Annotated in this window: 15 protein-coding genes; 6 read left to right on the forward strand and 9 right to left on the reverse strand. The window is 70.5% G+C overall.

From position 1 onward, the window contains the following. The first annotated feature begins 2 nt into the window (after positions 1–2). Entirely contained in the window at positions 3–1,187 is a 1,185-nt protein-coding gene (locus OG302_RS38625) for a serine hydrolase domain-containing protein (protein WP_371749408.1), read from the forward strand. A 20-nt stretch (positions 1,188–1,207) separates the two neighbouring features. Here OG302_RS38625 and cpt read toward each other — a convergent pair whose 3' ends face one another. The 3 genes from cpt to OG302_RS38640 all read right to left on the reverse strand — a co-directional run bounded on the left by cpt (position 1,208) and on the right by OG302_RS38640 (position 2,906). Then, entirely contained in the window at positions 1,208–1,741 is a 534-nt protein-coding gene (gene cpt, locus OG302_RS38630) for a chloramphenicol phosphotransferase CPT (RefSeq protein WP_371749409.1), read from the reverse strand. Between the two features lie 80 nt (positions 1,742–1,821). Continuing rightward, a complete protein-coding gene (locus OG302_RS38635; protein ID WP_371749410.1) occupies positions 1,822–2,235 on the reverse strand; it encodes a hypothetical protein in 414 nt (137 codons plus the stop codon). Between the two features lie 287 nt (positions 2,236–2,522). After that, a complete protein-coding gene (locus OG302_RS38640) occupies positions 2,523–2,906 on the reverse strand; it encodes a MerR family transcriptional regulator (RefSeq protein ID WP_371749411.1) in 384 nt (127 codons plus the stop codon). 138 nt (positions 2,907–3,044) lie between these two features. Here OG302_RS38640 and OG302_RS38645 point away from each other — a divergent pair, with 138 nt between their 5' ends. Further along, positions 3,045–4,550: a SulP family inorganic anion transporter gene (locus OG302_RS38645; RefSeq protein WP_371749412.1), complete on the forward strand. Its 1,506-nt coding sequence runs from the start codon at positions 3,045–3,047 to the stop codon at positions 4,548–4,550. A gap of 218 nt (positions 4,551–4,768) precedes the next feature. Further along, complete coding sequence (locus OG302_RS38650) at positions 4,769–6,355, forward strand: esterase (protein WP_371749413.1); 1,587 nt, start codon at positions 4,769–4,771, stop codon at positions 6,353–6,355. Positions 6,356–6,405: 50 nt separating this feature from the next. Here OG302_RS38650 and OG302_RS38655 read toward each other — a convergent pair whose 3' ends face one another. After that, positions 6,406–7,965 (reverse strand): carboxylesterase/lipase family protein, encoded by a 1,560-nt coding sequence (locus tag OG302_RS38655; protein ID WP_371749414.1) that lies wholly within the window; start codon positions 7,963–7,965, stop codon positions 6,406–6,408. Between the two features lie 176 nt (positions 7,966–8,141). Here OG302_RS38655 and OG302_RS38660 point away from each other — a divergent pair, with 176 nt between their 5' ends. Together OG302_RS38660 and OG302_RS38665 are read left to right on the forward strand one after the other, a co-directional pair. After that, positions 8,142–8,690 carry an isochorismatase family cysteine hydrolase gene (locus OG302_RS38660; protein WP_371749415.1) on the forward strand — a complete coding sequence of 183 codons (549 nt, stop codon included), beginning with the start codon at positions 8,142–8,144 and terminating at the stop codon, positions 8,688–8,690. Further along, on the forward strand, positions 8,687–9,469 hold the full coding sequence (locus OG302_RS38665) for a uracil-DNA glycosylase (RefSeq protein WP_371749416.1): 783 nt from the start codon (positions 8,687–8,689) through the stop codon (positions 9,467–9,469). Before OG302_RS38660 ends, OG302_RS38665 begins: the two co-directional genes overlap by 4 nt. A 25-nt stretch (positions 9,470–9,494) precedes the next feature. Here the strand turns inward: OG302_RS38665 and OG302_RS38670 are convergent, their stop codons facing one another. The 4 genes from OG302_RS38670 to OG302_RS38685 form a co-directional block, all read right to left on the reverse strand. Further along, positions 9,495–10,181 carry a DUF6766 family protein gene (locus OG302_RS38670; protein ID WP_371749417.1) on the reverse strand — a complete coding sequence of 229 codons (687 nt, stop codon included), beginning with the start codon at positions 10,179–10,181 and terminating at the stop codon, positions 9,495–9,497. A gap of 83 nt (positions 10,182–10,264) precedes the next feature. After that, complete coding sequence (locus tag OG302_RS38675) at positions 10,265–10,678, reverse strand: hypothetical protein (protein WP_371750363.1); 414 nt, start codon at positions 10,676–10,678, stop codon at positions 10,265–10,267. A gap of 274 nt (positions 10,679–10,952) precedes the next feature. Beyond that, positions 10,953–11,147: a CsbD family protein gene (locus OG302_RS38680; protein ID WP_371749418.1), complete on the reverse strand. Its 195-nt coding sequence runs from the start codon at positions 11,145–11,147 to the stop codon at positions 10,953–10,955. A 145-nt stretch (positions 11,148–11,292) separates the two neighbouring features. Further along, the gene (locus OG302_RS38685) at positions 11,293–11,754 is read right to left on the reverse strand and encodes a VOC family protein (RefSeq protein WP_371749419.1); all 462 of its coding nucleotides are present in this window, start codon (positions 11,752–11,754) and stop codon (positions 11,293–11,295) included. 198 nt (positions 11,755–11,952) lie between these two features. Between OG302_RS38685 and OG302_RS38690 the strand changes: the two genes are divergently transcribed. Further along, complete coding sequence (locus OG302_RS38690) at positions 11,953–12,927, forward strand: helix-turn-helix transcriptional regulator (protein WP_371749420.1); 975 nt, start codon at positions 11,953–11,955, stop codon at positions 12,925–12,927. A 19-nt stretch (positions 12,928–12,946) separates the two neighbouring features. Here OG302_RS38690 and OG302_RS38695 read toward each other — a convergent pair whose 3' ends face one another. Next, entirely contained in the window at positions 12,947–13,957 is a 1,011-nt protein-coding gene (locus OG302_RS38695) for a hydroxyacid dehydrogenase (protein WP_371749421.1), read from the reverse strand. Positions 13,958–14,202 lie beyond the last annotated feature (245 nt).

The following is a 14,202-nucleotide window of genomic DNA, read 5'->3' on the forward strand; positions in this document are numbered from 1 at the left end:
CCATGACATCGAATCCCCCCTCGCGCCGGTCCTTGGTCGGTGGAGCCCTGGCCGGGGCGCTTCTCGCGGCGACACCGGCCACCGTGGCCCGGGCAGCCGCGAAGCCCACCGGCTCGGTCGGCACCGTCGACGACGCCGCGCTCCCGCCGCTCGATCCGGACAGGCTGCGGGCGGCCGTCTCCGATCTCACCCGTCCACCGGCGACGTCCTCGCAGTTGTGGGTCGCCGGTTCGGAGGGCTCGTGGCACGGCTCCGCAGGCGTGGCCGACCTCGCCAGTGGCCGTGCCGTGAAGGCCTACGACAAAATCCGCGCGGGCAGCATCACCAAGGTGTTCCTCGCCTGCGTCGTCCTGCAACTGGCCGCCCGGCACCGGGTGGAGCTCGACGCCGCGATCGGGCGGTATCTTCCGGGACTGCTCCCACGGGAGTCCGCCCGCATCACCGTGGCGCAGCTCCTGAACCACACCAGCGGGCTGCCCGATCACCAGGGGCTGCCTGAGACCGACACTCCTGAGGAGGTCCTCCGGCACAGATTCGACCAGTGGACGCCGGAGGAGTTGGTGGGGACAGTCACCCAGAGTCCGCTCAAGTTCGCGCCGGGCACCAAGCAGGAGTACCGGGGCATCAACTACGTCCTGCTGGCTCTGCTCGTCGAGCGGCTGTGCGGCCGGAGCTACGGAGACGTGATCGACGAGCGCGTGCTGCGCCCACTGGGGCTCGCACGGACGGTGATACCGGGCGACGACGTACGGCTGCACGGCTCCCACGTGCGCGGATATCTGCGGATGTCCGACGGATCGCTGCGGGACGTCACCGTCTGCAATCCGTCGTCGAGTTGGGGCGAGGGCGAGCTGGTCTCGACCGTCGACGACCTGTCCCGGTTCCTGGAAGCACTGTTCCGCGGCGCGCTGTTGCCGTCACCCGCCATGGAGAAGCTGTTCACCCTGCCACCCGTCGACGTGCGCATGCTGGACGGCAGCCCGGCGCGCTACAGCCTGGGACTGCAGAAGGCCACGGTGAACGGCGTGACCTTCTGGGGGAAGACAGGCGAGTGGTACGGCTACCGCACCCGGATCTTCTCCACGCGCGATCAGCGGCGCCGCTTCGTCCTCTCGTACACCCCCACCCCGCTGAACGCCCGGGAGGACATGACCGAACGGGTCGTCGCAGCGCTTACGGGCGCATGACCGCCGCCAGGGCTTGTCGTTCAGTCGACGTGGGCGGCGATGGCCCGCGCGCACTCCAGGGATTCGGTGCGCGTCGTGTCCACTTCCATGTCGTAGAGCACGCCGCGGTGGACCATCTCGGCCTGGGAGGCGGCCATCCCTGCGATCCGGTCGCCCCGCGCCGTCTCCCGGCCCGCGGCGACCGCGCTGTCACAGCGGACGCCGACCCACAGCACCCCCAGATCACCGAGTGCCTTCTGCCACCGGGCCTGGGACGCCGCACCGCCGAGGAAGACCTCGTCGACCACGACCCGGGCTCCGGCACGGGCCATCGCCGCGATCCCCTCGATCCACGCCGCTTCCAGCGTCCGGAATTCGGGGCCGACGGTGACCTCGCCGTCCGCGGCGAACTCGATTCCCTCCGACGCGGTCCGCATGGACGCGGGCATCGCGTCGACCAGCGTGTCGCAGCCGAAGGCCAGCCACGGATCCGGCAGCACCGCCTGCAGGCACCGCACGATGCCGGACTTCCCGGAGCTGGACCCGCCGTTGAGAACGATCACTTGAGTCGTCACCGCGCCACAGTAAGAGCATCGCGGCACCGCGGGAAACGGATTTCGACGGCCCCGGTCGGGATACGTGGACGGTGTCCGGGTCAGCCCGTGGCGTCGTACGGGCTGATGCGGCGGTACGCGGCGCGCGCGTGCAGCACGCGTCCCGCCGTCGTGCCGACAAGAGCCGCGGCCAGCAGGCACGTGATCCACTGGGGATCGCGGTGCCCGGCCCAGGAGATCTCCCCGGTGGGGTGTGTGGCGAAGACATTGAGGAGCGCCCAGCACAACAGGGCCGTCCCCGGTGCCGCGACGAAACGGCCCCGCAGTCCGAGCAGCGCGGCCAGAACGGAGAGAGCCGCGAGCGCGATCCCGGTGCGGTCGAGCGCACCGAGCAGATCGAGCACGGTCACCAGGACGAAGGCGCCCGCATACGCTCCCGTCCAGATGAAGGGTGTGGCCACAGGTTCGGGAACGACCCGCACGCCTTTGGCGATGTACCGCCACTCCACCACCATGGATTCCTCCCCACCGCCGGTCCGCCGGAGCGCCGCTGCCCCGGGGACGTCCGTGACCGGCGCCTCCCGCAACGAGACCGACGCACCCGGTGATCAGGCACGGGTGTGGTCTCGGGCAGATTGTCGCACCACATCCGATGCCCGCCGCCCGGATCCGCGGACACCGCCCGGGGCGGTCTCACGGTTCGTCGTGTCCGCGTCATAATTCCCGGATGGGCCTCGTCTCGCCTCCCGAGCCCTCCGCGGCGCGACCAGAGACTTCATCGAGCAGCGGCCCCGCGCGGGCTTCACGAGGAATGGGCCGCCATTCCGTCTATCCCCAGCCCCTGTTGATGACGGACCTGGTGCGCGCCTACGCCGGCCGGGCGGGCGGCGACATCACACATCCGCGCCACCAGCTCCTCGCGCTGCGCGGGCGCCAGCTCATCGCCGCACTCAAGGTGGTCGGTGGTGCCGAGCAGATCGCGCATCTCGTCCAGCGTGAAACCGAGTGGTTTCATGCGGCGGATGACCACCAGGCGGGCCACGTCGTCCTCGGTGTAAAGACGGAAGCCGCCCTGGGAACGGGCCGAAGGGATGACCAGGCCGACGTCCTCGTAATGACGGATCGTGCGCGGCGACAGCTCGGTCCGTGCGGCGACCTCACCGGTCTGCAGGTGCTCGCTGCCCACGCGCCCGGCCTTCCCCGTCAGTCATCGGGGCCGTCGCGGCCACCCTCAATCTCTACCGTAACGTTGGGGTCCTCCCCCTTCTTTTTCCGCACGCCCCGGGTGACGCCAGGCGCTGCCCGAGCACGACAGGTACCTCTCTTGTCCACGTCCGCACTGTCCCCGGCCGCCCGGCTGCGTGGCCTGCGCCCCGACTGGCTGTCCGACCCGAAGGTCTGGCGCACCGAGGTGCTCGCCGGTCTGGTGGTCGCGCTCGCGCTGATCCCCGAGGCGATCTCCTTCTCGATCATCGCCGGGGTCGACCCCGCGATCGGCCTGTTCGCCTCCTGCACCATGGCCGTGACGATCTCGATCGTCGGCGGACGCCGCGCGATGATCTCCGCGGCGACCGGCGCCGTGGCCCTGGTCATCGCCCCGCTCAACCGCGAGCACGGCCTCGGCTATCTGGTCGCCGCCGTCATCCTGGCCGGGGTCTTCCAGATCGTCCTGGGCGCGGTCGGCGTCGCCAAGCTGATGCGCTTCGTGCCCCGCAGCGTGATGGTCGGATTCGTCAACTCCCTCGCCATCCTGATCTTCATGGCACAGGTCCCCGAGATGCACGACGTGCCCTGGCCCGTCTACCCGCTGATCGCGGGCGGGCTCGCCCTCATGGTGTTCTTCCCGAAGATCACCAAGGCGATCCCGGCGCCGCTCGCGTCCATCGTGATCCTCACGGTGATCACGGTCGCCGCCGGAATCGCGGTGCCGACCGTGGGCGACAAGGGCGAGCTGCCGTCCTCCTTGCCGGTGCCGGGCCTGCCCGATGTGCCGTTCACGATGGACACGTTGACGACCGTCGCGCCCTACGCGCTCGCCATGGCGCTGGTCGGTCTGATGGAGTCCCTGATGACCGCGAAGCTCGTCGACGACATCACCGACACCCGCTCCTCGAAGACCCGTGAGTCCATCGGCCAGGGCATCGCCAACATCGTCACCGGCTTCTTCGGCGGCATGGGCGGCTGCGCCATGATCGGCCAGACGATGATCAACGTGAAGGTGTCCGGCGCCCGTACCCGCCTGTCGACCTTCCTCGCGGGCGCGTTCCTGATGGTCCTGTGCATCGTCTTCGGACCTGTCGTCTCCGACATTCCCATGGCCGCGCTGGTCGCCGTGATGGTGATGGTCTGCTTCGCGACCTTCGACTGGCACTCCATCGCGCCGAAGACGCTGCGACGGATGCCCGCCGGCGAGATCACGGTCATGGTCGTCACGGTGGCGTGCGTGGTCGCCACGCACAACCTCGCCGTCGGCGTGGTCGCGGGCTCGGTCACCGCGATGGTCATCTTCGCCAAGCGCGTCGCCCACTTCGCCCAGGTCACCGCCGTCACTGCCCCTGACGGTGGCAGCGTGAGCTACTCCGTCACCGGCGAGCTGTTCTTCGCCTCCGCCAACGATCTCGTCGGACGGTTCGACTACGCCGGTGATCCCGACCAGGTCGTCATCGACCTGACGGCCGCGCACATCTGGGACGCCTCGTCCGTCGCCGCCCTCGACGCGATCGAGACCAAGTACGCGCAGCGCGGCAAGACGGTGGAGATCATCGGCTTGAACAGGCCGAGTGCCCAGCTCCACGAGAAGCTCAGCGGCGAACTCACCGGCGGCCATTGACCGTTGGGCCGCCGAGGCCCGAGGCCCGAGACCTGAGGTCCGTGTTTCGCAACGTATGTCACTGGTGTGTCACGCCCACGGCGAGCACCACAACTCCCTTACGGCTTCCGAGGTCGAACTGGGCGTCAGTGAGGAACGGGCACTTACCGAGTGATAGCGCCACATGCCCGGATCTTTGCGCTCATGCATGCGTCATCAGACCTTCGGGGGAGCAGGCCATGACCAGCACGTACATCGGCACCAGCATCGAGACCGGCACCAGCATCGATGCCAGCACCGACACGAGCACCAGAACCGGCACCACCTTCCGATCCCGCCGCACCAAGACGTCCGCGGCCGTCGCGGCCGCGTCCTTCCTGCTCCTGACGGGGGTCAGCATCGCCGCGGCCCCCTCGGCCCTGGCAGGCGTGCCGGGCGGCACGAGCGCCGCCGACCGCAACTCCGACTTCGACGGCGACGGTTACGACGACGTCCTGATCGGCGCGCCCGACGGCACCGTCAGCGGCAAGGAGGGCGCGGGGTACGTCACGGTCCAGTACGGCGCGGCCAACGGCATCGGCGTCAACAACAGCGTCCCCAAGGCCCGTACGGCCGTGTTCAGCCAGTCCACCGCCGGTGTGCCCGGCAGCTCGGAGACGTACGACTCCTTCGGTTCGGCCGTCGCCACGGGTGACCTCGACGGCGACGGATATGACGACGCGCTCATCGGCGCTCCCGGCGAGGACGTGGGAGAGACGGAGAACGCAGGCCGTGTGACGGTCCTGTTCGGTTCGAAGACCGGACTGCGTACCGACCGTGTGCTGAACCTCGCCGCAGCATCCCCCGAGGAGGGCGCCCGCTTCGGGATGTCCGTCACCGCGGCCCGCTTCACCGGAACCACTCCCAACGACATGGTCGCCGTGCTCGACCGGCGCGGCGCCCAGCTCTTCACCTACGAGGGGGGCACGCTGCACCACACCGACTCGGTCGACACCACGGAGCACCCCGCGGGAACCGCCATCCAGCCCGGCTATCTGACCACCGGCGACTACGACAGCGACGGCTACGCCGAGCTGGTCATCTCCGGCTACAGCCCGGACGACGGCTACAAGCAGGGCTGGTCGTCCGTCTTCGCGGGCGGCGAGAGCGCTGTCACCCACCAGCGCGACCTGAACGGCGGCCTGGGCACTGCGTCGGGCGACGTCAACAACGACGGGTACGACGACCTGGTCGTCGGTCAGTCGAAGACCTCCGCCGACCAGCCGCAGGGCGCGAACGGAGGTCTGGTGGGCGTCTATTACGGCGGCGAGGAAGGCCCCGTCGGTCAGGAGCCGGACAACGCGCCCCAGTGGTGGACGCAGGACTCCCCGGGTGTTCCGGGCACGGCCGAGGAGGGCGACGACTGGGGCGGCGAGCTGTCCGTGGACGACGTCGACGGCGACGGTTACGCGGACGTGGCCGTCGGCGCCTCCGGCGAGGACGTGGGGACGGTACGGGACGCGGGCGCCGTCTGGCTGCTGCGGGGCTCGGCCGAGGGCCTGACCGGCACAGGTGCGCAGTCCTTCGACCAGAACACCGCGTACGTTCCCGGCGTGGTGGAGGAGAGCGACGGGTGGGGCGGGCAGATCCGCCTCGCCGACACCGACCGCGACGGCCGCTCCGAGCTGATCGCTGCGGCTCCCGGCGAGAACACGCGTGACGGAGCGGTCTGGGTGCTGCCCGCGAGCACGAAGGGCCTGGTGGCGGACGGCTCCTGGTCCTATGGCGGTGCCGCCCTCGGCGCCCCGGCGACCCGCGCGGCGTTCGGCTCGGCCGTCGACGAGTGAGCGGCAAGGGCGGGGCGGCGACGAACGGTCGCCGCCCCGCCCCAGAGGCTTCAGAGGAGGCGCAGAACCGGAAACGTGTGGTCCTGCCAGATCCGGCGCGAGGCCTCTTCCGGGTACGTGGTGACACTCGGCCGGGTGTCGAAGAGCCGCACGAGACGCCGCTCGGCTTCGTAGGCGGGCCAGCCGGGGTCGCCGTTCGTGGCGAAGCCCGTCCACGCGGCACGCATACGAGCGGACAGCTCGGCCGCCTCCGGGGGCGGACCCTCGCCGATGAGCGCGGCGGGCTGGCCGCGGTCCAGGTTGCCGAAGACGAGCGGCACGTCGAGCCCGTGACAGGCGCCGAGCACACCGCCCATACCCGGGGCGGACCACGTCAGTTCGTAGACGTGGGCGCGGCCACCGGCTTCGCTCTGGGCCTGGGCCAGGTGGAGGCTCGGCATGCGGAACACCCAGTCGGACTGGACCAGTTCGTGCAGCTCGTCCGGGCCCGCGGCCGGGAAGGCGTCGCGGTAGCGACGTGCGCCGTCACCGCCGTCATCGCCGTCAAGGGCGGAGCCGCCGGGGCCGAAGACACGCAGAGCGGTCTCCGCCTGTTCCGGTGTCACCTGACCGAGCAGCCCGTCGAGTGCGGTGAGCAGCCGCTGCTCGTCGCGGGTGTGACCGACGAGGAGTTCGATGCCACGTCCCGCGCCGTCGGCCAGTGCCTGCCACGGCGTCACCGGCAGCACATCCCCCTCCACGACCGGAGAGAAGGTGATCGACCGGTGCGCCACCGGACCCCAGCGATCAGCCCACTGCTCCATCTTGGCGCCGACCGCGTCACCCGCGGCCGACAACCGGGCCGGATCCACCGTGGACATCTCCTCCACCGTGGGCCGCAGCCCCAGTTCGGCGGCGCAGGCCGTGGTGATGTCGGCGGCGAGCTCCGGCGAGAAGAACGTGCCCTGCACGCTCTGCGCCACGGCCCGGCAGAAGAGCCCGGTCGCGCGCGGCATCGCCAGGAGCGCGGCCACCGACCCGCCGCCCGCGGACTGACCGAAGACCGTGACGCGGTCCGGATCGCCGCCGAAGGCCCGGATGTTGTCACGCACCCACTCCAGGGCGGCGACCTGGTCGAGGAGTCCCCGATTGGCGGGCGCCCCCTCGATCTGCCCGAAACCCTCAAGGCCCACCCGGTAGTTGAACGTCACCACGACGACGCCGCCCTCCCGGGCGAGGCGGCCGCCGTCGTACTCGGGAAGGCCGGACATGCCGATCGTGTAGGCGCCGCCCTGGATCCACACCATCACCGGGAGCCCCGCGCCCGGACCCGGCTCCGGCGACCAGACGTTGACCGTCAGCCAGTCGTCGCCCACCACCTCCCGGGCCAGCACGTCCATGCCGAAGTGGCCGCCCTGCGGGGGCGGCGGTCCGAACGACGCCGCCGTCCGCACTCCGTCCCAGCCGCGTACGGGCCGTGGCGCGGCGAAACGCAGCCCGCCGACCGGCGGCTCGGCGAACGGGATGCCGCGGAAGACTGACACCCCCGCCTCCCGCAGTCCGCGCACCGCTCCGCCCGCCACACGGACTTCGGGCCGCGACCCGGACGGCTCCGACATGCCAGCGGTCATCACAACTCCCTCTCCCGACAGGATCCGGACACTTGGGAGCATCCCGCCGAATCCGGATGCCGCGCCAACCATTTACGTACGCCCACCGTCTACGGGTGAAGCCGTGAGGCAGACGCCACCGCGCCCTCAGGCGGGGCAAACGCGGATACGGGTGTGGCGCGTGATGGACTCGGGGCATGGTTGTGAAGGCTCTCATCGTCGTCGACATGATCAACATGTACGACCACCCCGACGCGGAAACCCTCCGCAGGTCGGTCAAGGAAGTGCTGCCGAACGTCCGCAGGCTGATCGAGCGGGCGCGGGCCGAGGACATCACGGTGATCTACGCCAATGACAATTTCGGTCTATGGCGCTCGCACCACGACGAGCTCCTCGACATGGTCCTGAGCGGCCCGCACGCCGAGCTGGTCGCTCCGATCCGCCCCGACGGCGACACGCTCTTCGTGGTGAAGGCCCGGCACTCGATCTTCTACGAGACCCCGCTGGAGTACCTGCTCCGCCAGCGCGGCATCGATTCCGTGCTCCTCTGCGGTCAGGTGACCGAGCAGTGCATCCTCTACTCGGCACTCGACGCCCACATCAGGCACCTGGATCTGGTCGTGGCCGAGGATGCCTGCGCGAGCATCCACAGCGATCTCGCCGCCGCCGCGCTGCAGATGATGGAACGGAACATGCAGGCGCGCATCGTCCGTTCCACCGACGATGCGCTGTTCGGGTCCGCGTGAACGCGCTGGACGAGCTGGACGCCCGGATCGCGGGGTGCGCCGCGTGCCCCCGCCTCGTCGCGTGGCGGGAGGAGGTGGGACGGGTCAAGCGGGCCGCCTTCATGGACTGGACGTACTGGGCCCGGCCCGTGCCAGGGTTCGGGCCGCCGGACGCCTCCCTGCTCGTCATCGGGCTCGCACCCGCGGCGCACGGCGGGAACAGGACGGGCCGGATGTTCACGGGTGACCGTTCCGGAGACGTCCTGTACAAGGCGATGTACGAGCTGGGCCTCGCTTCGAGCCCGCTGGCTGTCTCCATCGACGACGGCCTGACGCTGCGTGGGGTGCGGGTGACCTCGCCGGTGCACTGCGCACCGCCCGAGAACAAGCCGACCCCCGGTGAGCGGGACATGTGCAGGCCGTGGCTCGTGCGGGAGCTGGAGCTGCTGGGGCCGCGGCTGCGGTCGGCGGTGATTCTGGGAGCGTTCGGCTGGCAGGCCGCCCTGCCGGCGTTCGCCGCGGCGGGGTGGCGCGTGCCGAAGCCGCGGCCGCGGTTCGCGCACGGCACGCGGGTGACCCTGGAGCGTGCGGACGCGCAGGCAACCGGAGGACACTCCGAGGCGGCCGGCACACCCGGGGAATCCGGCCAGGGCCCGGTCACCCTGTACGGCTGCTTCCACGTCAGCCAACGGAACACGTTCACGGGCCGGCTGACCCCGGACATGCTCAAGGACGTCCTGCGCGCGGCAGCGGGCGAGGCGGCGATCCCGCCCTACGCACCGGCGGACGGCCGGCACTGATCGACGGGGCTCGCCACCGGCGGCCTCAGCCGCCTTCGACCCCGGTCGAGTCATGGGCGGAGCCGACCGGCTTCGACTCCGGTGAGCCGCGTTGGCGCAGATAGACGGAGAAGATGGCCATCGACCCGACGGCGAGGAGCTCGGACTGCCAGTTCTGCAGAGTGCGGTTCCAGAAGTCCGCGGCGCCCAGGTACTGGAACCAGCTGACCGGTGCCTGGAGTTCCCGCAGGTGTTCCTCGTTGTACGCGGCCACGCCGGTGACGGACTGTGCCAGCCAGGAGAACAGGAAGAACGTGCACATGAGTGTGCCGAGTGACCGGGAGTACCAGGCCTGCCGTGCGCCGCCCGCGGCTGCCCAGCGGGGGGAGTCGCGCTTCGCGTACCGGCCCACCTTCTGGTCCTCGTCCGCCTCAAGTCCCGCCTTGTCGAGCTTCTTGGACTCGGGCGACCCTCGCTGGAGCAGCCAGACCGTGCCGAAGATGTAGAGGAAGAACTGCAGGTACTCGGACTGCCAGTTCTCCGTCACGTCCACGGCGAAGTCGGAGGTGAGGAGATAGCCGCCGAAGCTCACCGGCTGTAGTTGCTCGTCGACGAGATGGTTGTTGAAGTCGGCGTGCCCGGCGATGGCCTGGCCGGCCAGGGTGAGCACGAATCCCGCGCCGAACACCAAGGTCAGCCCGTTGTCCCGCAGGAACCGCCCGAACCGTCTCATCGTTGCATCAGCCCCAGCGTGAGGCAGTAGGCGAGGCCTCCGGTCACCATCAGGACATACAGCGTGAACAATGCCCGCACCCGTCAACCGCCCTTGATCAGACACCGGTACGGCAGTTCCCGGCGCACGGTGCACCCGGCTGCCGTGATCTTCCACCCGCCGGGGAAGGACGACAGGAAGAACGTGTCGCGGTTCGTCACGACCCGGGCCTGACGCCCGTACACGTCGACGACGCGCACCTCGTCCGCCGTGTCCGCCTCGGGCAGCTCCGCATCGGACAGCGCACGTGCGCACGGCAGTTCGGTGTTCTCCTCCAGCTCTTCGCGGGTCCCGGGGGCCAGCGCCGCGCAGCCCCGCGTGGTGTCCGGCGTACGCAGGTTCTCCTGGAAGCGGGCCACCGCCGCAGAGGCGGAGTCCGCGCGCTCCTGGACACTGCCGCAGCCGCCGAGGAGGGCGAGCAGCACCACCGCGAGCGCACTCGGTCCCGCTCCGCGCATACCGCGCACCAGATCTGCTCTCCTTCGCGGGCCGCCGGTCTTCTGGCCCGCACCTGGGCGGTGATCCGCCGCGGGTACGAGCGCTGCCGACGATGCCGCACGCCCATCCGGAGGGCGGTTCTGTCGCGTCCGACACGCTGTGCCGACCGGAGCGATTCATCGTGGCGGCCTAGAGCAGGCCCGGACCACCTGCCGGGAGAGCCGTGTGGTGGGAGCCGTCCGCAACGGCCGAAGCCCCCGCACGGGAGTGGGCGGGGGCTTCGGTGAAGTCAGGTCAGGCGTCGTCGCGGCGCTTCATGGAGTCGCGCGCGTCCTCGGCCCGGTCGCGCACGTCGCCCATGGCCTTCTTGGCGTCGCCCTTCGCCTGGTCCATCTTGCCCTCGGCCTGCTTGCCGCGGTCGCCCGTGACCTTGCCGGTCATCTCCTTGGCCTTGCCCTTCATCTTGTCCATGCCGCCCTTGTCAGCCATGACCACTCCTTTGTCGGTGCAGCGCCCACCGGTGTCACAGACGGTGTGGGCCTCTGTGTTCAACGTAAGCGGGAGAAGGAGACCTCGCCCGTCCAGCCGTCACGCACCGTCACGACAGAGGGGAGGGCGGAGTGGGAGGGCGGAGTCAGTCCAGGCAGAACTCGTTGCCCTCGGGGTCGGTCATCACGATGTGACCGGCGCCCATCGGGGGAGCGGGCTCGTCACGGCGCACCCGCTTCGCCCCCAGTGCGACGAGGCGGTCGCACTCGGCCTCCAGTGCCGCCATGCGCTCCTCTCCCTGCAGTCCGGGAGCCGCACGGACGTCGAGGTGGACGCGGTTCTTCGCGATCTTGTCCTCCGGGACCTGCTGGAAGAACACGCGGGGACCGTCCCCCGCCGGGTCCTCGATGGCCGACCTCGAATTGCGCTGGTCCTCCGGTACGCCGATCCGCGCGAGGAAGTCGCCCCACGCCGCGAGCGGGTCGGCGCCATCGGGAAGGTCGACGCCGGGCGGGCCGGGGTGGACGTAACCCAACGCGTCGCGCCAGAAGGACGACAGAGCCCGCGGGTCATGGGCGTCGAAGGTGATCTGGATGTGACGGCTCATCGGCTTGCTCCGATCGCGGCGGTATTCGTGTGCGGGCAGTTCAGGTGCGGCAGGCAGTTCAAATGGGCCGGACAACTCAAGCGGGCCTCACGCTGCTCGCGCGGTGTCCGGTTCCAGTTGAGTCCGTCTGCGTTGATGGAGCCACCGTGACACCCATGGCGGACAGCATCGGTCCGCCATCCCTGGCAGTCTGGGCGCATGGACGGGGCACGCGACCACGAACTGGGCACCACGGAGCGGGTGCTCACGCTGCTCGGTCTGCTGCAGCAACGCCAGATGTGGACGGGCCCCGAGCTCGCCGCAAGGCTCGGGGTCACGGCGCGCACCGTACGGCGTGACGTCGACCGGCTGCGCACGCTCGGCTATCCGGTGCACGCGGGCCAGGGGGTGGGCGGCGGCTACCGGCTCGGCCCGGGGCGGGACCTGCCGCCGCTGCTCCTCGACGACCAGGAGGCGATCGCCACCGCGGTCTCGCTGCTCGCCGGCGCGGGAGGCGCGGTCGCCGGTGCCGGAGACGCCGCACTCCAGGCGCTGACCAAGCTCGACCAGGTGCTGCCCGCACGGCTACGGCACGAGGTACGCGCGCTCTCCGAGTCGGTGGAGTTCTTCGGCGGAGGCCGCGCGCCCGTCGACCCGGAGGTGCTCATGATGCTGGCCAGGGCGTGCCGTGACGAGGTCGAGGCCGGATTCGACTACCCCTCCAAGGATGAGGTGGGAAGGCGGCGGGTCGAGCCCTACCGCCTGGTGGCCTCCGACCGGCGCTGGTATCTCCTCGCCTTCGACCTCGACCGGGACGACTGGCGCAGCTTCCGCGTCGACCGGATGACCGACGCCTCCGCACGGACCTTCCGTTTCCGCCCGCGCGAGGCACCCGACGCGGCGGCCTACGTACAGGAGGGGGTGGCCAGCCGGGTCTATCCGCATCAGGCGCGCTTCCTCGTGCACGCGCAGGCCGACACGGTGCGTGCGCAGATTCCGGCGTCGGCCGCGGTCGTACGACCACGGGGGAGCGGGTGCTGCGAGGTGCTGAGCGGTGGCGAGCGCCTCGACGCCGTGCTCATGCACGTGCTCCTGCTGGGGCACGACTTCGAGGTGCTGGACCCGCCGGAACTCGGCGAGCGCTGCCGCGTACTGGCGGAGAGACTCCGGTCGGCCGGGTCGACGGCCCCGTAGCCTGCGGGCAGTCCGGGGGTCAGGCCAGGGACGCGGCATGGGCGGGGTCGATCGCGTGGCGGAGGGGCTGGTCCCGCAGGAAGCGCCTGAGTTCGTCGCGTACGAGGTGTCCGAGCCGTTGGCGTTCGGCCCCGAGCGCACCGCCGAGGTGGGGCGTCAGGACGGCGTTCGGGAGGGTGAACAGCGGCGAGTCCTCGGCCGGGGGCTCCGGGTGCGTGACATCGAGGACGGCGGTGAGGTCGGGCCTGGCGTGCAGGACCTCCGTCATCGCCGCCTCGTCGATGAGTGCGCCCCGGGCCGTGTTGATCAGAGTCGCCCCCGGCAGCAGGGAGTTCAGCAGGTGAGCTCCGACGGAGCCGCGGGTCTCGGGCAGGAGCGGCGCGTGGAGGCTCACGACGTGGCAGGTGGCGAAGAGCTCCTCGATGCCGACGAGCCGTACGCCCATCTCCTGTGCCGTGGCCTCGCGGGTGAGGGGATCCGTGGCGAGGAGGTCCACGTCGAAGCGGCGCAGATGGGCCGCGACGAGCCGGCCGATGTGACCGAGCCCCATCAGACCCACCCGTGACCGGTAGGCGCCGGGCACCTCGGGGTCGTGCGGGAACCGGCGGCTGGCGGCCATGTCGCGGCCGATGCGGTGGACCTGCTTCAGCCCGAGGAGGACCTGCGCGAGCGTGAACTCGGCCACCGGGACGGCGTTGGCGGCTGCCGCGGAGACGATCGGGATGCCGCGCTCCCAGAAGGCGGGCGTCGTCAAGTGCCGTACGGATCCAGCCGCGACGAGCACGGCCCGCAGCGCGGGGGCCTGCGCGAGGAAGGCGGCGTCGAGGACGGGAGCGCCCCAGCCGGTGAGCAGGATCTCGGTGTCGCGCAGCACGCCGGGGTGCTCTTCGAGCTGCTGTCGGGTGAGCGGTGGGCTCTGCCGGCCCACGAGCAGGTCGATGCCGGCGAGCACCTCGGGCGGATAGACGTCACCCCTCCGTTCCTCCTCCATGACCAGCAGTGCTGTCGGTCGGCGTGCTGTCTCGTCCATGTCGATGACGCTCCTCGGCTGCTGATCTGACGGCCCATCAGTTATATGGCTCCACGGCGCGGTGGCCGGTGGGGCGTGTGGGCCTGTGGGGAAAAGTCCGTCTGGGTGTGGGAGGTTGGCGCAGCTTGTTCGAAATTTCGAAAATTCGCCGCTCCGGGCGACGATACATCGGATGACTGTGGATGGCTGAAGTCTCTCCGGAGAAACCGAGGTTGTCTGCGCCCCGGACGGCCTGTCGGGGGAGC

The organism is Streptomyces sp. NBC_01283 (assembly GCF_041435335.1).
GTDB lineage: Bacteria > Actinomycetota > Actinomycetes > Streptomycetales > Streptomycetaceae > Streptomyces.